The 21,732-nt window shown below is 38.2% G+C and carries 17 protein-coding genes; 12 read left to right on the forward strand and 5 right to left on the reverse strand.

Annotation, left to right across the window (positions count from 1 at the left end; all coding sequences use genetic code 11):
• The 4 genes from BAU15_RS00670 (at window position 1) to BAU15_RS00685 (ending at window position 5,373) form a co-directional block, all read left to right on the forward strand.
• On the forward strand, window positions 1–759 hold the full coding sequence (locus BAU15_RS00670) for a metallophosphoesterase (RefSeq protein ID WP_161840824.1): 759 nt from the start codon (window positions 1–3) through the stop codon (window positions 757–759).
• Between the two features lie 411 nt (window positions 760–1,170).
• Window positions 1,171–2,004, forward strand: a complete 834-nt coding sequence (licT, locus tag BAU15_RS00675) for a BglG family transcription antiterminator LicT (RefSeq protein ID WP_161840825.1) — start codon at window positions 1,171–1,173, stop codon at window positions 2,002–2,004.
• A gap of 86 nt (window positions 2,005–2,090) precedes the next feature.
• Window positions 2,091–3,947, forward strand: coding sequence for a beta-glucoside-specific PTS transporter subunit IIABC (locus BAU15_RS00680; RefSeq protein ID WP_161840826.1), 1,857 nt, complete (start codon window positions 2,091–2,093; stop codon window positions 3,945–3,947).
• A gap of 16 nt (window positions 3,948–3,963) precedes the next feature.
• Complete coding sequence (locus BAU15_RS00685) at window positions 3,964–5,373, forward strand: glycoside hydrolase family 1 protein (RefSeq protein WP_161840827.1); 1,410 nt, start codon at window positions 3,964–3,966, stop codon at window positions 5,371–5,373.
• 96 nt (window positions 5,374–5,469) lie between these two features.
• On the opposite strand, the gene BAU15_RS00690 is transcribed toward BAU15_RS00685, so the two are convergent.
• Together BAU15_RS00690 and BAU15_RS00695 are read right to left on the reverse strand one after the other, a co-directional pair.
• The gene (locus BAU15_RS00690; RefSeq protein ID WP_161840828.1) at window positions 5,470–6,882 is read right to left on the reverse strand and encodes an ATP-binding protein; all 1,413 of its coding nucleotides are present in this window, start codon (window positions 6,880–6,882) and stop codon (window positions 5,470–5,472) included.
• Between the two features lie 128 nt (window positions 6,883–7,010).
• On the reverse strand, window positions 7,011–8,537 hold the full coding sequence (locus BAU15_RS00695; RefSeq protein WP_161840829.1) for an ABC-F family ATP-binding cassette domain-containing protein: 1,527 nt from the start codon (window positions 8,535–8,537) through the stop codon (window positions 7,011–7,013).
• A 613-nt stretch (window positions 8,538–9,150) separates the two neighbouring features.
• Here BAU15_RS00695 and BAU15_RS00700 point away from each other — a divergent pair.
• The 4 genes from BAU15_RS00700 to BAU15_RS00715 all read left to right on the forward strand — a co-directional run bounded on the left by BAU15_RS00700 (window position 9,151) and on the right by BAU15_RS00715 (window position 12,541).
• The gene (locus BAU15_RS00700) at window positions 9,151–9,855 is read left to right on the forward strand and encodes a glucosamine-6-phosphate deaminase (protein WP_161840830.1); all 705 of its coding nucleotides are present in this window, start codon (window positions 9,151–9,153) and stop codon (window positions 9,853–9,855) included.
• A 261-nt stretch (window positions 9,856–10,116) separates the two neighbouring features.
• A complete protein-coding gene (locus BAU15_RS00705; protein ID WP_161840831.1) occupies window positions 10,117–10,959 on the forward strand; it encodes a metallophosphoesterase family protein in 843 nt (280 codons plus the stop codon).
• A gap of 93 nt (window positions 10,960–11,052) precedes the next feature.
• Window positions 11,053–11,757 carry an MgtC/SapB family protein gene (locus tag BAU15_RS00710; protein ID WP_161840832.1) on the forward strand — a complete coding sequence of 235 codons (705 nt, stop codon included), beginning with the start codon at window positions 11,053–11,055 and terminating at the stop codon, window positions 11,755–11,757.
• Between the two features lie 37 nt (window positions 11,758–11,794).
• Complete coding sequence (locus tag BAU15_RS00715) at window positions 11,795–12,541, forward strand: tyrosine-protein phosphatase (protein ID WP_161840833.1); 747 nt, start codon at window positions 11,795–11,797, stop codon at window positions 12,539–12,541.
• Window positions 12,542–12,717: 176 nt separating this feature from the next.
• Here the strand turns inward: BAU15_RS00715 and BAU15_RS00720 are convergent, their stop codons facing one another.
• Together BAU15_RS00720 and BAU15_RS00725 are read right to left on the reverse strand one after the other, a co-directional pair.
• Entirely contained in the window at window positions 12,718–13,545 is an 828-nt protein-coding gene (locus BAU15_RS00720; protein ID WP_161840834.1) for a DUF92 domain-containing protein, read from the reverse strand.
• Window positions 13,546–13,650: 105 nt separating this feature from the next.
• Window positions 13,651–14,706: an FUSC family protein gene (locus BAU15_RS00725; RefSeq protein ID WP_161840835.1), complete on the reverse strand. Its 1,056-nt coding sequence runs from the start codon at window positions 14,704–14,706 to the stop codon at window positions 13,651–13,653.
• Between the two features lie 1,448 nt (window positions 14,707–16,154).
• Here BAU15_RS00725 and infC point away from each other — a divergent pair.
• The 3 genes from infC to rplT all read left to right on the forward strand — a co-directional run bounded on the left by infC (window position 16,155) and on the right by rplT (window position 17,371).
• Window positions 16,155–16,676, forward strand: a complete 522-nt coding sequence (gene infC / locus BAU15_RS00730; RefSeq protein WP_161840836.1) for a translation initiation factor IF-3 — start codon at window positions 16,155–16,157, stop codon at window positions 16,674–16,676.
• 71 nt (window positions 16,677–16,747) lie between these two features.
• Complete coding sequence (rpmI, locus tag BAU15_RS00735) at window positions 16,748–16,948, forward strand: 50S ribosomal protein L35 (protein WP_161840837.1); 201 nt, start codon at window positions 16,748–16,750, stop codon at window positions 16,946–16,948.
• A gap of 63 nt (window positions 16,949–17,011) precedes the next feature.
• Window positions 17,012–17,371: a 50S ribosomal protein L20 gene (gene rplT / locus BAU15_RS00740; RefSeq protein WP_161840838.1), complete on the forward strand. Its 360-nt coding sequence runs from the start codon at window positions 17,012–17,014 to the stop codon at window positions 17,369–17,371.
• 512 nt (window positions 17,372–17,883) lie between these two features.
• On the opposite strand, the gene BAU15_RS00745 is transcribed toward rplT, so the two are convergent.
• Window positions 17,884–18,864, reverse strand: a complete 981-nt coding sequence (locus BAU15_RS00745) for an AraC family transcriptional regulator (RefSeq protein WP_161840839.1) — start codon at window positions 18,862–18,864, stop codon at window positions 17,884–17,886.
• A 198-nt stretch (window positions 18,865–19,062) separates the two neighbouring features.
• On the opposite strand from BAU15_RS00745, the gene BAU15_RS00750 reads away from it, so the two are divergent.
• Window positions 19,063–21,717, forward strand: coding sequence for an alpha-L-rhamnosidase (locus tag BAU15_RS00750; RefSeq protein WP_237580100.1), 2,655 nt, complete (start codon window positions 19,063–19,065; stop codon window positions 21,715–21,717).
• Window positions 21,718–21,732: the final 15 nt, after the last annotated feature.

Consider the following 21,732-nt stretch of genomic DNA (forward strand, 5'->3'; position numbering starts at 1 on the left):
ATGAGTGGAGTATTAGCAGTGGGCGACATGCATCTGAAACAGACCGTGATTTTACCTTTAGTGGATCAGGCATTGCAAACGGTCGAGGTTGATACGATTGTCCTAATGGGGGATTACCTCGACGAATGGAATCAAAATGTCAATGTCGATAGATATGAGGATGAGATGAGCTATCTGGTACAATGGGTCAAGAAAAAACGCGAATCAATGACCGTAATTTGTTTATTAGGCAATCACGATCTTCCTTACCTTACCCAAAATTATCGCTATTACAGTGCCCCATTACTTGAGATTCAACGCGCAATGACGGGTTATCTTGAAGCGCTTGAACCACGATTGTATTTTCAAGCTGGTGAGTGGCTATTTACGCATGCCGGGGCAGTTGGTCAGGGGGAATTACCCTTTGCGATCTTTGATGATTTACAGTTTGGGACAGCAGAGACCAAAAAATTACTGTTTGAACTGGAAGATACCATTGATACAGCCCGTGGTGGCGATGCGGAATATGGCTCAATTGTTTGGGCGGACTACCATTATAGTTTGTTGACGCAGGCCAATCCTAATTATCCGAAACAAATTGTCGGACATTCGCCAGTCTCGAATATTGATGAATGGATGGATCTGATCGACGTCGATACTTTTAGTCTGACTAGAGACGGCCAACCGATTGGCGATGGTTCTTTGTTATTCATTGACGGGGATACCCGCCAAGTTATTCCGACAAGCTATCAAGAGGACATCTTAAGTCATGAGTTCTGAAAGCTTCTAGGAAGTAGAGAAAGCGACATTTAATGAGGGATGAATTTGCTGATAGAAACGGCAAAAAATAAAGTAAGTACAAACGGACAACGAGAGAAAGCATTCATTCTCGGTTGTCCGTTTTTTTTGTTTAATCAAGTATAAACAGCTGAAAACATATCGCGCGTAATGAGTAGTATCTAAAAGATGTAGGAAATAATGGTGAAAAATTCCGATTGACATCGGTTTCAGATGATGATAGTATTTTAAGTAAGGTTTGATGTTATTACTTCGGGTAAGCATGACGAGCCTCTAACAGTTGAAGAGTGGATGTTATCGCAAAGATGTGAGCAGGACCTATTTACGTAGCACAGAGATGTCGTGCTGGTAAGTGGGCTTTTTTATTGCAATGATTAGTTAGCGGGGATAATTATGATCATAAAACGAGTGCTAAATAATAATACAGTAATCTCCTGCAACAGCAAGGGATTAGACGTTTTATTAATGGGTAAAGGAATTGCTTTTGGTAAAAAAAAGGGTGACCAAGTGTCGATTGAAGAGGTTGAAAAAACATTTATTCTACGCGACAAAGCCACTCAAAACAAGTTTACGGAGTTGATGATTGCGGTCCCGATGGAACAAATTCTAGTGGCCGAAAAAATTATTAACTTTGGTAAAATTAAACTGGGTAAGAACTTAAATGAAATTATTTATGTGAATTTAACAGATCATATTCATTCAACGATTGAGCGTTATGCAGAAGGAATTATTTTGAAAAATCCTTTGAGATGGGATATCGCTAGATTTTATCCAGATGAGTACGTGATTGGTGAGAAAGCGATTGAAATTATTCGAAATGAGTTACACGTCAGTTTGGAAATTGATGAAGCAGCCTTCATTGCTACCCATTTTGTAAATGCGGAAATGTCGCAAGGCGATGGTTTGGCCTATGGGATTGCTGAAATTACTAAACAAGTGGAACAGATTGTCAAAGAGTTCTATCGAACGGAATTTGATGAAAGCTCATTAGACTATTATCGTTTCATTACCCATGTAAAGTTCTTCGCGCAACGGTTACTATTAGGCGATCACTACGAGGATACAGATGCCGAGTTACTAGAGATGATGAAGAAAAAATATCAAAAAGAGTATGAATGTGCATTGAAGATTAAAGAGTTTGTCAAGGTGCAACATGAGTACGAGTTAAGCTGCACGGAGATTCTATACTTGACTGTGCATATTAGAAGAATAACAAAGAATTTATAATAGGATGTTATCCAAACGGAGCATGACCTAAGACACAGCTGAGCAATCAAGCTGGTTTTAGGTTATTTTTTTTAGGAGGAGAAAAGATGAATTATTCAGAATCAGTCAAAGAAATATTGCAAGAAGTGGGCACAAAAGACAATGTTCAGTCAGTTACCCATTGTATGACACGTTTACGGTTTGTTTTAAAGAATGAAAAATTAGTTGATGACGCAAAAGTCAAAAAAATTCCAGGTGTCATGGGTGTTATGAAAAAAGGTGGCCAATATCAGGTCATCATGGGAAATGATGTTGCTAATTATTACAAAGCATTGACCAAGTTAGGGAATTTCAGCAGTGATGCCTCTGTTGGAGAAAAAGAAAAGAAAAATCTATTTGACGCCTTTGTCGATGTTATTTCTGGTTGTATGTCACCGTTAATTCCGGCCCTTATTGGTGGTGGGATGATCAAAGTTATCTTGATTTTATTGCCATTATTAGGTTGGCTCAATGAATCAGCGCAAAGTTACCAAATATTGGCATTTTTCGGCGATGCGCCATTTTATTTCATGCCGGTGATGTTGGCTTATACAGCGGCTCAAAAATTTGGTGTGACACCGATGCTGGCTGTGACAATCGGTGGAATTATGCTACATCCTAACTTTACGGCAATGGTGGATGCGGGAGATCCAGTCAGTATTTTTGGCTTACCAATCACTCTAGCGACTTATAGTTCATCAGTTATTCCGATTCTATTAATGGTTTGGTTGATGAAATATATTGAAGGTGCCTTTGATAAAGTTATTCCGACTGTTTTGAAGAGCTTCTTAAAACCGTTACTAGTAATTTTGATTTCTGGGATTTTAGCTTTAGTTGTTGTAGGACCTTTAGGAACCTACGCTGGACAGTTGTTATCAACAATCATTTTATGGATTCAAGGAAAAGCTGGCTTCTTAGCATTAGGAATTATGGGTGCTTTAATGCCATTAATCGTTATGACAGGGATGCATTGGGCGTTTGCACCAATCTTCTTGATTGCTTCTGTTCAAAATCCAGATGTGCTAATTTTACCAGCGATGTTAGCTGCTAACATCGCGCAAGGAGCAGCTTGTCTAGCTGTATCACTGAAAGCAAAAGATAAAAACTTAAAAACTGTATCTCTAGCAGCCGGGATTTCGGCACTCTTAGCGGGTGTTACGGAGCCAGCATTGTACGGTGTGACGTTAAAATATAAAAAGCCACTTTATGCAGCGATGATTGCTGGTGGAATTTGTGGAGTTTACATGGGCTTCACTGGACTTGAGTCTTATGCATTCGCTGTACCTTCACTTGTATCGTTACCACAGTTTATTGGTGGTGAAGGAAATGGTAACATCATCAATGCCGTTATCGTAGCGATTGCTTCAATTATTATTACCTTCGTGCTAACACTTGTTTTTGGGATTGATGAAGAACCAGATGCAACAGAGAGAGTGAGTGTTCCTGATTCTATCGAGAGTGGCAGTCATGATCCAAAAAGAGTTTTTGCACCTGTAAAAGGGCAAGTGATTCCTTTAGAAGAAGTCAATGATTCAGCTTTCTCTGCAAAAATGATGGGTGAGGGAATCGCTATTCTTCCTGAAGATAATCAAATAGTAGCGCCTTTCAGCGGCACCGTAGCAGCTATTTTTCCAACGAAACATGCGATTGGTTTAGTCAGCGATTCAGGTATCGAATTATTAATTCATGTCGGCATTGATACGGTTGAGTTAGATGGAAAATACTTTGAAAGTTTTGTTGAAGCAGGCGACCGTGTTGAAAAAGGACAGCTTTTATTAACGGCTGACTTTGCGAAAATTAAAGCAGCGGGCTACGATATTATTACACCGATTGTTGTGACTAATTCGAAGGATTATATTGAAGTTGTTGCAAAAGAAGAGATGAAAAATACGACTGAAAATGAACCGATTATCTATGCGGTTTAATTAAGGAGAAATGAAGATGACTAAATTTCCAGAAAACTTCCTGTGGGGTGGCGCAATCGCTGCGAACCAAGCAGAAGGAGCTTATAATGAGGATGGCAAAGGACTAAGTGTTGAAGATGTCGCACCAAAAGGCTGGAAGGGCCGTCCAACAAGTGAACCAACACCGGATAATCTTAAGTTAGTAGGGATTGATTTTTATCACCGCTACAAAGAAGATATCAAACTGTTTGCAGAAATGGGCTTCAAAGTATTTAGACTTTCAATCGCTTGGTCGAGAATTTTTCCAATGGGCGATGAAACGGAACCGAATGAAGCAGGATTAGCCTTTTATGATAAAGTCTTTGATGAATGTGCTAAATATGGCATTGAACCTTTAGTTACTTTATCACATTACGAAACGCCCTTACATTTATCTAAAACCTATGATGGCTGGCGTAGTCGCGAATTGATTGGCTTCTTTGAACACTATGCGAAGACGGTCTTTACGCGATACAAAGATAAGGTAAAATACTGGTTGACATTTAATGAAATCAATTCAATTACCCATGCGCCTTTCTTGAGTGGCGGGATTTATACACCACTTGAAGAATTGAGTAAACAGGATATCTACCAAGCAATTCATCATGAATTAGTAGCTAGTGCCAAAGCGGTTAAGGCTTGTCATGAGATCAGTCCAAACGCACAAATCGGCTGTATGGTTTTAGGAATGCCGGTCTATCCGCTGACTCCAGCGCCTAAAGATGTCCTTAAATCTTTGGAAACAGAGCGAGAAAATTATTACTTCTCGGACATTCAGGTTCGTGGTTATTATCCAAGCTATACGCGTCGTTTCTTCGAAGAGCAAAACATTCAGTTAGAAATCACTGAAGATGATCTGTCTTCATTAAAAGAAACTGTTGATTTCATTTCGTTTAGTTACTACATGTCAACCTGTGAATCAACAGATCCAAATCAGGAAACAGGCGAAGGAAATATTCTAGGTGGCGTGCCTAATCCTTATTTAGAAGCGAGTGAATGGGGCTGGCAGATTGATCCAGAAGGCTTACGTTACTATTTAAATAATCTCTATGACCGTTACCAAAAGCCATTATTTATCGTAGAAAATGGCTTGGGCGCAGTCGATGAAGTCGTCGAATTAGAAGATGGATCAAAAACCGTTTATGATGATTATCGGATTCAATACATGAATGATCACCTTGTACAAGTCAGTGAAGCAATCAAAGATGGCGTTGAAATCATGGGGTATACCTCATGGGGCTGTATCGATTTAGTCAGCTTCACAACAGCAGAATTGAAAAAACGCTATGGCTTAATCTATGTTGACCGTCAAGAAGATGGCAGTGGTACCTTGAATCGTTATAAGAAGAAGAGCTTCTACTGGTACAAAGAAGTGATTGAATCAAATGGCAAATCTTTAGAAGAATAAAGCTAACTGATAGCAAGAATAAGTTAGGCAACAAAGATAAATAAGTAAAATGGACAACGAGAGAAATTACTCATTCTCAGGTTGTCCGTTTTTGCGTTAGTCAAATAAATTATTCAGTGTCACAAGTGTAATCTGCATTTCATCAGCTAGCTCTTGAACCGTGACAGTCGGCTCTTGTTTCATGAAGAAGAAATAGCTGGCTTGATAGTTAGGAAAGAGTCGGGATTTTTCAGTTAATTTTGAGAATTCTTCTTTGGCATTGAAGTCGTTACGCCACTTACATTCACCCAAAATAATTTTATGATCGAACTCATCACTGACCACAACATCAACATCGGTTGGTAATCTTGAGGCAGAATCGGTGCCCCACCAAGTTCCAAATGTCGTTGGGAACAAATCGAGTTTATCGTCTAAAGCTTGAAGATTTAGGTAATCAAGACAGATTTCTTCGAAAACAGGTTTCCCTATAAATGTCGACATGTTTTCTTTAGATAAGATTTTCTTTTCAGCCAAGCGGCTACCCAATCCTCTTTCAATCATATTTCGATTGAAGAAAACAAAACGGTACCAAAAACGCAGTAAATTATCTTTCATTTGATATTTGCCTTTTTTTGATTTTTCAAGATTTTCACCGAAAGGTACAAGCTTTTCGATGAAATCCATGCCGATTAAAGTATTGAGATATCTGGGCAAGCTTGTAGCTGGAATTCCGGTTTTTTGACTGATTTGAGCACTGGTTTCATTGCCAGTCGCGATGGCTTGCAGAATAGAGTTATAGTTTGCTGGTTCACGTAATTCTTCATTAATTAGAATGGCTGGTTCTGCATAGAGCGTGCCATCTAGTTCAAAAAAGAGTCGTTGAATATTACTTTCAAAACTATCTTCAGGGCGGATTAGATTAAGATAAAATGGAATCCCACCCAAGGTTGCATAATAGCTAATTTTATCGACATTTGAGATATTTCCAAGTAGCTCACCGGTTGTTTTATAATCAAAAGGTCGTAATTTCATCGTTGCTGAGCGCCTTCCATAGAGCGGGGCGTTGTAGCCAATCACGTTTTTCTCTACAAAACTAATGTAACTACTGCAGAGAATCAGAAATATATTTGACTGTTTAAATTGGTGATCAATGGTATGTTGCAGCATGGAACCGAGACTCTTATTGGATTCAGCCGCATAAGAGTATTCATCGATAATCAAAATGATTTTTTCTGTCATCTGTGTTGATTGCTCATAAATAAAAGATAAGGCATGATCCCATCTAGAAAAAGCTGGCGTCGAATCAGGTAAACCAAAGTAACGATAGATGACAGATGAAAAATCATCGAGGTTGGTTTTATCATTTGCTTGTTGAGCTAAATAATAAATGACTTTTTTACCTTTAACAAACTCATCAAGTAAGGCTGTTTTACCTACGCGTCGTCTACCATATAAAGTGAGAAATTCAAATTGCGTACTCTTTTCAAGTTCATTTAATTTTTGTAGTTCATTCTTTCGACCGACAAACATAAGCTAGCCTCCTTGTATATTTGTATACAAAAATTATAACACGAAAAGATTATGAACGTAAACATTATGTTTGTGTTCATAATCTTTTTGGGTTGATTGTTTAGCTTCTCTTTGTTCTAATCTCTCACCTAGTCCACACTAATATCAATCACGCGGCTAGTGATATCTTGATAAAATTCTTGTTCGTGGGAGACGATGATGACGGTGCCGGCGAAGCTGGCTAGGCTTTGTTGCAGGCTGACTTTTGTTTCTTGATCGATATGGTTAGTGGGCTCATCGAGAATTAGAAAGTTGCCTTTTTGCATGGTCATCTGACAGAGTTTGACTTTGGTTTGTTCGCCCCCACTGAGTGTCGAAAGCGGTTCTTGTGCTAGCTGGTTAGGTAAGCCGGCGCGTGACAGATGTTTACGTAATTCTTTGATAGTGGCTTTTGGATATAAGTCACTTAAATATTGTAGCGGTGTTTCAAATGGGTTATGCCAGACTAAATCTTGTGAGAAATAATTAATCTGAGTGTTTTCAGGGAAATGGAAATCTCCACCGAGTTTATTTATCTCGCCAATCAAGGTTTTTAAGAGCGTTGATTTTCCGATACCGTTGAAGCCGCGAATAGCCACTTTTTCTCCGTAACGAATCGTCAAATTAATCGGATCTAGGAGGGGCCGCTCGTAACCAATCTCCAATGCGGTTGTTTCTAAGGCTAAGGTAGTCACGATTGGCGCGTAAGGGAAATCAAAATTAGGTTTCGCGGTACTGCCTGGCGGTGTGAGTCGCTCGATTTTATCGAGTTGCTTTTGCCGACTTTTAGCCATGGTTGAACGTGAACCGGCTTTGTATTTACGAATATAACTTTCTGTTTTCTCAATCTGTTTTTGTTGGGCATGATATTGACGCAGATAGGATTCGCGATTTTGTTCTTTCTGTTTCAAGGCTTGTGTCAGATTTCCGGTATATTTGATGAGTCGACCAAATTCAATATCAGCAATATGTGTCGTGATTTGATTGAGGAAGGCGCGATCATGGGAGACTACTAGAAAGGCTCCAGGGAATTCTTGGAGGAATTGTGTCAGCCAGGTAATGTGCTCATCATCTAAGTGGTTGGTGGGTTCATCCAAGATTAAGACGTCTGGTTTTTCCAGTAATAGCTTGGCTAAAATGAGTTTCGAACGCTGTCCACCGCTGAGATTTTTGAGTTGGGTATCCATACCGAGAATATTGATACCGAGGCCAGTACTCATCTCATTGACTAGTGTATCAATCTGATAAAAATCGCCTTGGTCTAATTGAGTTTGCAGGCGTCCGGCTTTTTCTAGTAAACGATCGTCGAGGGTTTCGCCGTATTCAGTATACAATCGGCCAATCTCAGCTTCTTTTTCAAATTCCTCTTTAAAAGCAGAACGGAGAAATTCACGAATACTGAGGGATTCTTCGACTTCGACATATTGATCTAAGTAGCCGACGTGGGCATTTTTTTGCCAAACGATTCGACCGTCATCAGGTAGAATTTCACCGGTGATAATTTTGATAAGGGTACTTTTGCCGGCTCCGTTTTGACCGATTAGGCCCATGTGTTCACCAGAATTTAATTGTAAATCGAGGCCTTCGTAAAGAATTTTATCGCCGAATTGTTGCGTGATATTTGTGATTGTTAACATATCTGTTCCTTCTTTCTATACATAAAAATAGCAGATAAAGAGAGTCGCTCTTTTCTGCTGAAATGAAAAAAGCTACCAACAAAAGCGATTGTTGATAGCGTAATATACAAATACATTAATCGAAAAACGTCAATGACAAATAAGCCTGTCAAAAAGAGACGGTTTTTCGATGAAGAGTGGATGGGAATCCTATTGTATATGCTTCTAACAATGCTTCATCGTCCAATTGTTAAAAGCTACTTCTCTAATTAGAGGGAGATTATTATGACTGTTCATCGCAGAACACCTCTTCTTGTTTGTTGTAATAGACTGTATCATCAGAAATTTTCTCTGTCAAGCGATGGCGTCGAAATTATTCGGTGTGTTGAGAAATAATTTTATTTTTTTTTGCGTTTAGTCCAATTTGTCAGTAGGGCTATGAAAGACAGGTATAAAACTTCTTACAAATAAATGGAGATATAGACCAATTTTAATTTGAATAGAAAAATGGCTGAAAACCACTGGCGGCGCGCTTTTATCGGCAAAAAAAGAAGGGAATATGCTTGCGCAACCTAATAAACGGTGCTATAATTGGACTATACCAAAAAATACAGACGATAAAGGAGTCATCACCATGGAAATCATTCGTGTGAAAGATGCTGAAGAAGGCGGAAAAAAAGCATTTGAAATTATTCAATCAGGCATAAGCAACGGTGCAAAGGTTTTAGGCTTAGCGACAGGCAGCACACCGGAAACGTTATATAGAGAAATGAGAAATAGCGATTTGGATTTTAGCGAGATGGTTTCAATTAACCTTGATGAATATCTAGGTTTAGGTGGCGATGATGCGCAGAGCTATCGTCATTTCATGAATGTTCAACTATTCGATACCAAGCCATTCAAAGAAACATTCGTTCCTAACGGCAAAGCTGAGAATCCTGAGGCTGAATGTGCGCACTATGATGCGATTATTGATGAACATCCGATTGACATTCAAATTTTAGGAATCGGTACAAATGGCCATATCGGCTTTAATGAGCCTGGCGCACCGCTTGATGGCGGGACAGCTGTGGTTAACTTAACTGAGTCGACAATTGAATCGAATAAACGTTATTTTGATAAGGTTGAAGATGTACCAACGAAAGCTATCTCAATGGGCATTGGTTCTATTATGAAGGGTAAAAAAATGATTCTGATGGCCTATGGTGAAAACAAAGCTGACGCGATTAAAGCGATGGTTAATGGAGCAGTGACGACTCATGTGCCAGCTAGTGCTTTGCAAAATCATGCGGATGTTGTTGTTATTATTGACGAGGCAGCTGGTAGCAAATTAAAATAAGTAGTCAGTGAGTAGCCTGTCTATTTTAAAGAGAAATTCGGACATTGTGACGAGAAAATAAACGGATAAGTCCAATCATAAATAAGTGAAAAGTCTAAGAGTAGTCAGTGGCGAATAGCCAGACGAACTCTTGGACTTTTTATTTTCATCTTTGAGATAAGCTGTCCCAAAAAGAGCTTCAAAAAGAATCGAGACTCCTGTATCATTAAGGAAAGAAGTGACTTTCTTACTTAGGGAAGAAGCGAAAAGGGGCGTGAATTAATGAAGCAAACAATCGCAATATTTTCAGATATCCACGGCAATGTGACCGCGTTTGAAGCGGCAATTGCGGATGCGAGGGCAGCTTGGATCACTGACTGCTGGATTTTAGGCGATGTGGTTATGCAGGGTTGGGGTGCCGCAGAAATTTTTGCGTTAATTGACTCGTTACAGCCGTCTGTGTGGGTCAAGGGGAATTGGGATGACTTGTTTTTGATGGTCCATGATAAGTCTGAGCACATAGATCCAGAGGATGCATCGGATATTTACATAGCGAAATTAGGGTTGGATTTGTTGGAGCGATTGACGTCAGAAAATAGAATGTTGTTAGAAAGTCGGCCGCTGAATCAGCTGAAAACGGTCAACGGCATCACCTTTAGTATTAGTCATAATTTACCGACGACGAACAGTGGCCGAGCATTACTGCCGACAGCCAATCAAGAAAATTTTGATCAATTATTTCCTGATGAAACGCTTGATGTTGCGGTCTATGGGCATGTACATCATCAAATGATGCGTTATAGTCAGTCGGAGCAGCTGGTGATTAATCCCGGTGCGATTGGCTATCCATTTTGTGCCAGAGAGAATTTATGGAAAGCGGGTCGAGCACATTACGCGCTACTCACAGTTGATGAGGATGGTTCAGTGGCTGTTGATTTTCGGCAAATCGCTTATGATATTGATGAAGAATTAGCGCGAGCGAAAAAAGCCAAGCTTCCTTACCTTGAATTGTATGAAGAGACGCTGACGAAAGGCCTGAATCGGACCCACGATCGAGCATTTCTATCTGTCGTCAATAAAAAGTATGCCTATGATCAGGAAGTTCGAGCTTATTTGAATAGTTGATCTATGGTTGAATGTAGCTGTTGGTACCACTTGGTCTCAGGTGATAATTTGGCCTAAGAGTGGTATAGTTAAAGGAGTGAGGTGACCGAAAAAATGGGAAGTCCATTAACTATACCTGAAATTATTATCCGTCTCGTGTTAGCAATTTTAATAGGTGGCGTGGTTGGCTTTGAGCGGCAGTATAAGAGTCGACCGGCTGGTATGCGTACGCACATATTGGTGTGTCTGGGAGCAACAATTATTGCCTTGATTCAAGTCGAGATTGCTAGTAGCGCGATTCATGCAGCAATCGAAAATCCTAAGTTGGCCGGCGTGATTCGTTCAGATGAAGCACGGTTGATTGCGCAGGTCGTTAGCGGGGTTGGTTTTCTAGGCGCGGGGACGATTATTGTCACGAAGCGTTCCGTTACTGGATTGACGACGGCAGCCTCTCTTTGGGCGGTAGCTGGAGTCGGCATTGCGACAGGCATGGGCTTTTATGCAATTGCAATTTCTAGTTTTTTAGCTGTTTTCTTTGCTCTGACGTTGGTCAAACGAATTATTCACATTCCTGCGACCAAGAAGCTTGAGGTGCAGTATATCCATCGAGAAGAAACCAAAAGTTTTATTTCACAATATTTTGAGGATCGTAAAATTGAGATTGAGGATGTCAATTTTGATGTCAAATTTGTTGAGGATTATCGAATTTATACCAATATTTATACGATTGATTTACCTAGAGGCTTAACCTATGCGGAAGTCATCGAAGAGCTTTCGACATACAAAAATATTACCAAATTACGATTAGTGACCATTTAGTACCCATTTTTAGTACCCATTTGATAGGAGGAAATGTATGAATTTAGCAAACTTTAGAGAATTAGGTGGCTTGAAAAATAAAGAAGGGCGCCAGGTGAAACATAATCGTCTGCTGCGTTCTGGTGAAGTTTTTCAGATTAATGAAACGAGTCGCGACGTCTTGAAAAAACACGAATTAAATAAAATTATCGACTTGCGTGGGGAACACGAAATCTCTACGCGTCCGGATGATGAGTTGGATGCGGTGAGCTATCACTGGATTGATATCATGAAGGAAGTACATGATAACGGCAGTATGGAAGACTTGTTGGATATGAGTGATACTCAGCAGGTGAGCAATCATATGAAGAATTTGTATACGAATTTGATTGTCAATGAAGGTGCCCAACAAGGCTATCGCGAGTATTTCGAAGAGCTATTAAAAACAGAGTCTGGTAGTGTCTTGTTCCACTGTTTTGCCGGAAAAGACCGAACTGGTGTAGCGGCAGCACTGACTTTAGAATTTCTAGATGTGCCAAGAGAAACTATCTATGAAGATTACTTGAAAACCAATGTTCAGCGTCAAAAACCGAATGAAATCTTCTTAAAAGAAGCGGCTGAGCGCGGCATGACGGAAGGCCAATTGGCAGGAGTGAAGGTGGCGATGGAAGTCGAAAAAGCTTATCTTGACCATGCCTATCAGCTGATTGACGAAAACTTCGGTGACGTTAAATCCTACGGGAAAGAAATTTTGCGCTTGAGCTCGTCTGATTATCAGTTACTAAAACAAATGTATCTGGACTAAGCTGCGTGTCCTCTAGCAGGTCCTTTCTTAGGACTATACATACTGAATGGTCTGACAGTAAATTTAACAGACTTCTTAGATTAGTGAAAATTGTCGACAGATAAATAATAAAAAGCAAGAGAATGAGGGAGTTTACACTCCATTCTCTTGCTTTTTTGTGTTGGATTCGATTCGCATCAGTGAATAAAAGTTATCCATAAAAGCCAGCCAATTAGGATCGTTAAGCAGCCACTAATCAAGTTGACTTTATCGTTATTGAGCCAGGAAAAGCCTTTTATGAGTTGTGTTTTTTGTCCGTGATGAACGAGACTTTCCGTCCACTGATGGCAGACTGAACATTGGTAGCGCGCTTGAAAACTGGCACCTAAGAGACTGTCAATAAACGAGGCGAGCATGCCACAGAGCGAAGGGACAACAAAATAGCTGGCAGAAGTTGGCTGCATTTGTTGAGATAAACTGGCTAACAGCCAAAAGCTACTGGAAATTAGAAGAGCACCACCAATTGAAGCAAGTGTTCCTAGAAAAGTTACGCCGCCGGAAGTACCAGTGGGCAGTTTTTTTAGTGTGAGTACAGAGCGCGGCGCAGTTGTGCTGAGCTGACCAATCTCAGAAGCCCAAGTGTCAGCGGTCGCGCCGGCAATTCCTGCGACATAGCCAATCAAAAATAATTCATTTGAGGTAATAGCGTAGAGGAGCAAGCTGATGATTGCCGGCAGACTATTGGCAAAAACCTGCGCTGCATCTCTTGTTGCCCCTTTATCAGCAATAGAATCTTCTGTGTGGGCAAAAAAGAATTTCTTGAATAAATGGATCGCACCAGAACTACAGAAAAAGAGGCAAATCAAGATCCAAGTGAACCAAGAACCGAATGTCGTTAGCAGCGTTCCAATTAGACAGAGTGCAGCTGCACCAGATGCAGTCAGCTGTTTCGTCAAGTAAGCAAAAAAGCCCAAGACTAGGCATATGAGTAGACCAAAAATTGCTCGATAAAATAGAATTAACACTGCCTGCACTCCTTCGCGTACTAAATTTATTGCGGTCGATTCATTTGTGGCTAAGACTTTCTGTGAACACCTGACTGCGTGTTTGCGAGCCGAGTGACACGTCGATTAATCTTCGATATCGTCATGCACCGTTTCATGTAGTTGAAAGGCTCGATTATAAAAGGTTAAACCAGTGACCATAATCCACGCTGAGAGGACGCCTAATAAACTACCCAAAACGATTCCTAAAAAACGATATTGGATAAGTGTGAAAATATATTGCTGGCGCGCTAATGTTGAAAGCATCAACGTCATAGGTGTTGTGAAAAAGTTTGCGACTGCATAGTTTCGTCGAACGAAAACTTCGACAGTTAAGTACAGCAAGGTAATGATAATGATGGATTGGAGCGTGGTTAAAGGTAAATTTAATAGAAAAGCGGCAATCAGAATGCCAATCGATGTCCCAAAAATTCGTTGGATATTGCGATGCATCATAGCCCGCAGATTATCTCCTTGTAAGATGGCCGCACAAGAAATGACTAACCAATAAGGATTGACCAGCTGTAAGGCTTGGCTGAGATAGACGGCAAAAAATAAAATTCCGCCATAAAATAGGGCATCGACAATCGCCGCTGGATCCGTATAAAGACGTTCTTGAAGAGAAATTTTTGGAACGGGTACAGGTGCTGTTTTTTCAGTTAATTGGACTAAACAAGCAGCAATAATTGAAATGGCCAGACCTATTAAGAAATAAAGGCTCATCTTAGGGATATTTTCTAAGGGAATCTTCGTGCTAGTCCCCATCCCAGTGACCATAACGATGAAGAACACGCCGGGCTTAGCAATTTTGAATAAACGGAAGAGTAATCTGCCAAAAAAGGCAACGAGGCCGACTAAAATCGGAGCAGTCCAATCAAGATGCGTTGAAAGCATGCCTAAAAAGTTACCGATTAAAAGACAACTACCGACTAAACTTAAGCGAGTTGCAAGTTGTTTGATTGGGATATTTTGATAATATAGGAAGGTAAAAATACCTAGTGAGCCAAAACTGCCGATGGATAAATCGTTTAAGGCATAGCCTAGCAGTAAAATGGTGAGCATACAGATGCCAGCACCTAAGAGACGAAACGGATTGTCCTTTGTTTCGTGGAAGGTGGTTAATTCTTTCATTAATGGTTTCATTTAAACACTCCTTCTTCACTAATAACCTTAGCACAAATTGAATTGGAAAAACAAACTTTTTACAATTATAGAGAATACAACTAGTGCGAAAGCTAAACAGCTTTATGATAAATTTTTAGTACAGTGAATCTGCCGAAAACAATGTGTCGCATCCGGTATCCCTTCCATCGAAAAAAGTTTGCAGTCTGGTCGCAAGCAGCTCAACAAAGTGCGTTGATCTCATTGCTAAATCAGTTCAAACTATCTTCGAATAAGGCTGGCTACTGACAGCTAGGGCCAGGTAAGGAATGAAAATGTACCATTTTCATTATTGGCCTACGCATACCATTCCACTACTCTGAAACTTGGCAAGTGGAACTGGCAAATTCATGATTTCCCTTTAGGGACTGCAGAACTTTTTTGATTCCAGGAATCCCTACTGCTAGATTTACTAGCTATTATCTTGATTAGACGAATCAATAAGATAATGCTTGAAGGAGTATATTCAAAAGTAATTATCAATAGGCAATCTTCATGTAATGTGATGTATAGATTAAACAGCATTTATCGATAGTATTTTTGTTCATTCATAGATGCTAGTCGTTTTTACCGAAGATAAAAAGGTGTAGGGAATTACTCGCATAGTTGAAATCTTAGCAAATATGAGAGCAAATATGACAGTGAATATAGCGGGATACATAACATGTATGAAGGTGGATTTGACTTTAGAAATCTGGAATATCGATTAAAAAAATCGTCTCAAAATTTTTTTTTATTATTTTTAAGGAAAACCTGCTTTTTGTGTTTTTTGAGCAATAATAAATTTAAAGTCCGAAATTAACCCTTAAAAAATTAAGTATACTTAATATTTGAGGGTATTCCGTTTATTCAGCGTTAAATGAATGTCAAAATTCTTCAAAAGGTAAATGGGCAAAAAAGTAAGTATACTTAATATTTCTCGTTTTATAGATTTAAGAATTAGTTGCTGCCGGAGTTAAGAAATATTTGGTAAAGTAAGACAATGGAAAGTTAAAATAACACTGACTGAATATATTTAACGTTTTGTACAAGAATGTGCTGACTTTAAGTCTTGCAAAAACTAGAGTTAGTGACTATAAGTTCTGCATAGTGACTTTAAGTCTGGCACAATGAATTTTCGGAGGGCTTGATTTTACGTAGTTCATTTGATTCTGTAATTGATTCGTTCTGACACACTTTCAGAAAACATCTTTTTTTGCAGAAAATGACTTGACTTGATTGGCAAATGACGGTATACTGATAAAGTTGAGAAATAAAAGTAGGAGCCGCCGCTTCTCGCCTTAGCTGATTTTGTCACTGGGCTAGATAGTTTCACTTATCATTATGGCTAACATAAGGTGAGTTGAATATTGCGCGGGTTCGAACGATGAACTCGTTTTTTTATTGCCTAAAAGGCAGACTTTACTTTCTCGCAATAAACCTGGAGGTGAATGACCATAGCAAAGGATATGATGGTTAACGACGGCATACGTGCACGCGAATTACGATTAATCGGTTCAGACGGCGAGCAATTAGGTGTGAAAACAAAAGTAGAGGCTTTACAGATTGCAGAACAATCTAATTTAGACTTAGTTTTAGTAGCACCAGGAGCAAAACCGCCCGTTGCGCGAATCATGGATCACGGAAAATTCCGTTTTGAGCAACAGAAAAAAGAACGTGAAGCGCGTAAAAAGCAAAAAGTGATCAATGTTAAAGAAGTTCGTTTGAGTCCAACAATTGATATCAATGACTTTAACACCAAACTTCGTAATGCCCGCAAGTTCTTAGAAAAGGGAGACAAAGTGAAAGCTTCTATCCGTTTCAAAGGCCGTGCCATTACCCATAAAGAGATTGGTCAGAAAGTTCTTGATCGCTTAGCTGAAGAAACAGCTGACATTTCAACTGTCGAACAAAAAGCGAAAATGGATGGACGCAGCATGTTCTTAACGCTGGCACCGAAAACTGAAAAGTAAGTTTTTATTGACTCACTGATTGTTACGCAGTCATAGTCGCATAATGAAAGATTTTGAGGAGGAAATTAGTCATGCCAAAACAAAAAACACACCGCGGATCAGCAAAACGTTTCAAACGTACTGGTAACGGCGGATTGAAAAGATTCCGTGCGTTTACAAGTCACCGTTTCCACGGTAAAACTAAGAAACAACGCCGTCAATTGCGTAAAGCAAGTATGGTATCATCTGGCGATTACAAACGTATCCGTCAACAATTAGCAGGGATGAAATAAGCCATACTAAGAAGGCTTTACAAAATTTAAAATTCAGAGAAGATTTATTAGGAGGAATTAAACATGGCACGTGTTAAAGGTGGAACAGTAACTCGTAAGCGTCGTAAAAGAGTGCTTAAACTAGCAAAAGGTTACTACGGATCAAAACATACCCTATTTAAAACAGCAAAAGAACAAGTAATGAATTCATATAACTATGCATACCGCGATCGTCGTCAAAAGAAACGCGATTTCCGTAAATTATGGATTGCTCGTATTAACGCAGCAGCTCGTATGAATGGTTTAAGCTACTCAAAATTAATGCACGGTTTGAAATTGGCAGAGATTGATATCAACCGCAAAATGTTAGCTGACTTAGCTGTAAACGATGCATCAGCATTCACAGCGTTAGCTGACCAAGCTAAAACAGCTTTAGCTAAATAAGCTTTTAAACATTGATAATACAACGTTTATCCCTACTCGATTGAGTGGGGATTTTTTTGTATTTTCGTCAAATAGTGTTGGTGAGGGTCAAATTTAATAGAATACAGTGTCTCCAGTTAAGCAGCTTTGCTTAGCTAGAGGCTTTTTTTGTTTTTTTAATTATAAAATTGTTATTTTTATTATCCCACAAAATGAAAAAGATATTGGTCGTCTCTTCTTCGATTTGCTTGGTGATACGGGTGTACTTTGTATCACTATCAGTGGATAAAAAGATAAGCGATAAATTAAACTCCCCACTCTAGCAAGAATAGTGGGGAGTTTTACTGTCTATGGATTTTTGATGAATAGTTACTATCATTAGACATATAGGCTTATAGGTTATCGCTTAATTAATAAAGGGTTGTAGCCTATTTTATTTGCAGCAGAATTGATCAGATTGTTATTTATCGCATTAATAATCTCCTAGTATTTATCGGATGACATTAAAAATCGATTATCGATATTTGTTGAGATTACAGGAATGACGAGTCATAACTACGAGTCTTTTTGGGAGTGCAGGAGTATCTTTCTTTATACTTTTTATAGAAATAAGTCATATTTTTAAATCCACTATTCATTGCGATAGTATTTATGGAATCATTTGTGTTTTCTAAAAGAAACTTTGCATGATTTAATTTAAGCTCTAGTAGAAGATTAGAGTAGGTATTCCCTGTATTCTTTTTAATTAATGCGCTTAAATAGTTCGTAGAATAATTGAAATTTTTGGCCATTTCTGGAAGCGAGCAGTTCAAGAAATTTTCTTCCATGTACGTAACAATTTTAGAAAATTCGATTTGACCTGAGAAATTATTCGATTTTTGATTCGTTTCATATTGGAAAATTCTTACTAGTTCAATAAATAAAATAATCAAATAGTTATCAATTAGAGAGGATGAACCTAGAGCTGGAAAGAACCATTCCCATAAAAGCATAGACATAATTATTTCAATATGTGTATTCTCGTTTGAATGGAAAATGATATATTGATCATGTTCTTGAGTGTAGGATATGGAGCGTAAAAGAAAATCAGAAATAATTCCATTATCCTGTATTTTAGTAAAGAATGCGTTTGTAAAGTAGTCTTTCCTTAAAAGTATATTAATGATGATATCGTCTTTATCCGCATATAGGACTGAATGGGGTGTTTTTGTATCAATAATAATAATTTCACCAGTCCTAAGTACTATTTTTTCTCCATCAATAATTTGAGTACATGTTCCTGAATAGACATAGTTTATTTCTATAAACGTATGTATATGTGTAGGGACTTCAGCAAAACGCGCATGCTTGGTTATGTGTATTTTTTTTTGCGGTGGAATCAGTTGATCAAAAATATAGACTAGCTCTCCATTAATTCTTCTTTTTTTTAAACTTTTATAGTGAGCGTCGTTGTCAACCACTGCCTCAGCAGCAGAAATTTCAAATAAGTAATCGTCAAGTTTACGTTTTTCCATTTTGATTCTCCTTTTTAAAATCGTACAATATGATACTTTTATCAAGAGATTTGTCATTGTAACAGATCGATGAAAGCGATATATTTGTTTTGTAAACAAGTAGTAACGGCGTTCTAATTCACGTGGTATTTTATGGTAATTATACTATATCATCGTGTCATAGGATATAAAATATTATAGTTTTAAAAATTTGGAGTGATGATGTTGCTGGCAATACAGAATTTATTATGTGATTACAGAAATAATCCAATCGGTATAGATACTAAAAAACCGACGTTTAGTTGGGAAATTATTTCAGATAAAGTAAATGTTTATCAAGAGCAATTTAATATTCAAGTCTCTTTGACCCAAACATTTAATCAGATTATTTGGAATAAAAAAACTTTCTCGGATAATTCTATCAATGTTACCTATGAAGGTCCTTCTCTTGAATCGTTCAAAAAGTATTACTACCGAGTGAAGATATGGACCAACTTAGAAGAAGCGTCTGAATGGAGTGATACTGGCTCTTTTGAAATGGGTATCTTAGATACAAATTTATGGATGGCAGATTGGATTACACCTGAGAGGAGGGATATAGAACTAGATTTTGGAACTAGACAGCCATTCAGTTGTTATAAAGATTTTATTTTAAATACGAAGATAAAAAAAGCAATTGTCTACGTTTCAAGTTTAGGATTGTATGAGTTAGCTTTGAATGGGAAAAAGGTAGGTGATGATTATTTAACGCCAGGATGGACTGATTATAATAACTGCATTCAATACCAAACGTATGATGTTACTGATTATATATCAGAACAAAATAGGATTGAGGCAGTTATCAGCGAAGGTTGGTATAGTGGCTATCTTGGTTGGCAAAAAGGAAAAGATAGTTATGGGAACACAAATGCACTAATTGCACAGTTGCACCTTTATTATATTGATGGAACAAGTGAAATAATTGGAACTGATAATAAATGGATGGAACAAACAACTACAATAAAGATGGCTGATATATACAACGGATCGATTTGTGATTTCCAAACAAAAATACAAGATAAAAAGAATATGGTATCCTATGCTTTTCCAAAAGATGGACTTACTGCTCAACAAAATGAACCAGTAAAAAAAATTGAGGAAATTAGGCCAAAGAAACTCTTCAAAACGCCGAATGGTGAAGTTGTTTTGGATATGGGACAAAATATGGTTGGTTGGGTAAAAATCAAGAATAGCCCTAAGCTGAAGACCACATTAAAATTGACTCACGCTGAAGTTTTGGATAAAGAGGGTAACTTTTATATTGGTAATTTACGTCATGCAGCTCAGCAATCAATTTATTATGGTACGGAGAAGACATTAGAAGATTTAGAACCACATTTCACATTTTATGGATTTAGATATGTCAGACTGGAAGGGTTTCCTGAAGATATAGATATTTCCTGGTTTAAAGGGATTGTAGTTCATAGTGCTATGGAAGAAATTGGATTATTTGAAACGTCCAATCCTCAGATTAACCAATTACAAAGTAATATTCGTTGGGGACAAAAGGGAAACTTTGTCGACGTTCCAACGGATTGTCCACAGAGAGATGAAAGATTAGGTTGGACAGCTGATGCTCAGGTATTTAGTCGAACGGCTAGCTATATTATGAATACCAATCTTTTCTTCAGAAAATGGTTAGCTGATATGCGATTTAATCAAATGGAGGATGGGTCAATTCCGTTAGTTGTTCCAGATGTAATAAAAGGGCAATATTTCTTAACCGAGGAAGGAAACAAAGTCTTAAAAACTGCCTCTGCATGGGGAGACGCAATTATCATTTGTCCATGGATGGTCTTTTTAACCTATGGGGATACAAGGATTTTAGAAGATAATTATGAAGCAATGAAGAAATGGATTAATTTTATTTTGATTCAAGGTGAAGAGCCATATCTATGGGATAGCTCAGTTCAACTTGGTGATTGGCTGGCATTAGATCACAAAGAGGATAGCCTTTTTGGAGCGACAGATGAATCTTTAGTTGCCACTGCATTTTATGCATATTCCGCTGATATTTTAAGTAAAATAGCAAAATTATTGTATAAATATGATGACTTTTGCTATTACAGTGAACTATTCGAAAAAATAAAAATGCGATTCCAAGAAGTATTTATTCAAAATGGCGAACTTGTTTCGCAAACACAAACGGCACATATACTTGCATTATATTTTGAACTAGTACCTGAACAAAGCAAAGTTCAATTTTCTAATACTTTAGTCGAGTTAATTCAGAAGAAAAATAACCACTTGGATACAGGCTTTGTTGGAACACCCTATATTTGTCATGTATTATCTGAAAATAATTGCCATGAGTTAGCTTTGAAGCTCCTTCATAATAATGATTATCCGTCTTGGTTATATCAAATTGAACGAGGCGCGACTACGATGTGGGAACACTGGGATGGCATAAAAGAAGATGGAACCTTCTGGAGTGATTCAATGAACTCTTTTAACCATTATTCATATGGAGCAGTAGGGGATTGGATGTATAAATATATTGGTGGTATCAGTATCGATGAAGCAGGATTTAAGAAGAGTAGAATTGCTCCAGTTATCTCAAAAGACTTCAGTTACGTAAAATCTTCAATAAAAACAATGTATGGTCTTTTAGGATGTTCTTGGAAAACAAATGGCAATCAGGTATCTATGGAGGTTCAAGTTCCACATAACACAAGTTCAACGATACGTATTAAATCTGTTGAAAATACAGACAGCGTGATTAGTGTAATACGTAGTAATTATGAAGTCATGGATTTATCGGTCCAAGAAGATGATATTTATATCACAGTTGGATCGGGATTATATAGGTTCGAATATACAATAAATAAGTTGTAAATGTTAGAAATACGA

It is taken from the genome of Candidatus Enterococcus huntleyi (assembly GCF_009933175.1).
Taxonomy (GTDB): domain Bacteria; phylum Bacillota; class Bacilli; order Lactobacillales; family Enterococcaceae; genus Enterococcus_K; species Enterococcus_K huntleyi.

What these genes read in the sequence shown, in the direction of transcription:
- BAU15_RS00695 (WP_161840829.1), bottom strand. Translation starts at nt 8,537, where the DNA reads ATGTTAACAATCACAAATATCACGCAACAATTCGGCGATAAAATTCTT.
- BAU15_RS00710 (WP_161840832.1), top strand. Translation starts at nt 11,053, where the DNA reads ATGGGAAGTCCATTAACTATACCTGAAATTATTATCCGTCTCGTGTTA.
- BAU15_RS00685 (WP_161840827.1), top strand. Translation starts at nt 3,964, where the DNA reads ATGACTAAATTTCCAGAAAACTTCCTGTGGGGTGGCGCAATCGCTGCG.
- rpmI (WP_161840837.1), top strand. Translation starts at nt 16,748, where the DNA reads ATGCCAAAACAAAAAACACACCGCGGATCAGCAAAACGTTTCAAACGT.
- BAU15_RS00680 (WP_161840826.1), top strand. Translation starts at nt 2,091, where the DNA reads ATGAATTATTCAGAATCAGTCAAAGAAATATTGCAAGAAGTGGGCACA.
- BAU15_RS00700 (WP_161840830.1), top strand. Translation starts at nt 9,151, where the DNA reads ATGGAAATCATTCGTGTGAAAGATGCTGAAGAAGGCGGAAAAAAAGCA.
- BAU15_RS00690 (WP_161840828.1), bottom strand. Translation starts at nt 6,882, where the DNA reads ATGTTTGTCGGTCGAAAGAATGAACTACAAAAATTAAATGAACTTGAA.
- BAU15_RS00750 (WP_237580100.1), top strand. Translation starts at nt 19,063, where the DNA reads ATGATGTTGCTGGCAATACAGAATTTATTATGTGATTACAGAAATAAT.
- BAU15_RS00745 (WP_161840839.1), bottom strand. Translation starts at nt 18,864, where the DNA reads ATGGAAAAACGTAAACTTGACGATTACTTATTTGAAATTTCTGCTGCT.
- infC (WP_161840836.1), top strand. Translation starts at nt 16,155, where the DNA reads ATGACCATAGCAAAGGATATGATGGTTAACGACGGCATACGTGCACGC.
- BAU15_RS00705 (WP_161840831.1), top strand. Translation starts at nt 10,117, where the DNA reads ATGAAGCAAACAATCGCAATATTTTCAGATATCCACGGCAATGTGACC.
- rplT (WP_161840838.1), top strand. Translation starts at nt 17,012, where the DNA reads ATGGCACGTGTTAAAGGTGGAACAGTAACTCGTAAGCGTCGTAAAAGA.
- BAU15_RS00725 (WP_161840835.1), bottom strand. Translation starts at nt 14,706, where the DNA reads ATGAAACCATTAATGAAAGAATTAACCACCTTCCACGAAACAAAGGAC.
- BAU15_RS00670 (WP_161840824.1), top strand. Translation starts at nt 1, where the DNA reads ATGAGTGGAGTATTAGCAGTGGGCGACATGCATCTGAAACAGACCGTG.
- BAU15_RS00715 (WP_161840833.1), top strand. Translation starts at nt 11,795, where the DNA reads ATGAATTTAGCAAACTTTAGAGAATTAGGTGGCTTGAAAAATAAAGAA.
- licT (WP_161840825.1), top strand. Translation starts at nt 1,171, where the DNA reads ATGATCATAAAACGAGTGCTAAATAATAATACAGTAATCTCCTGCAAC.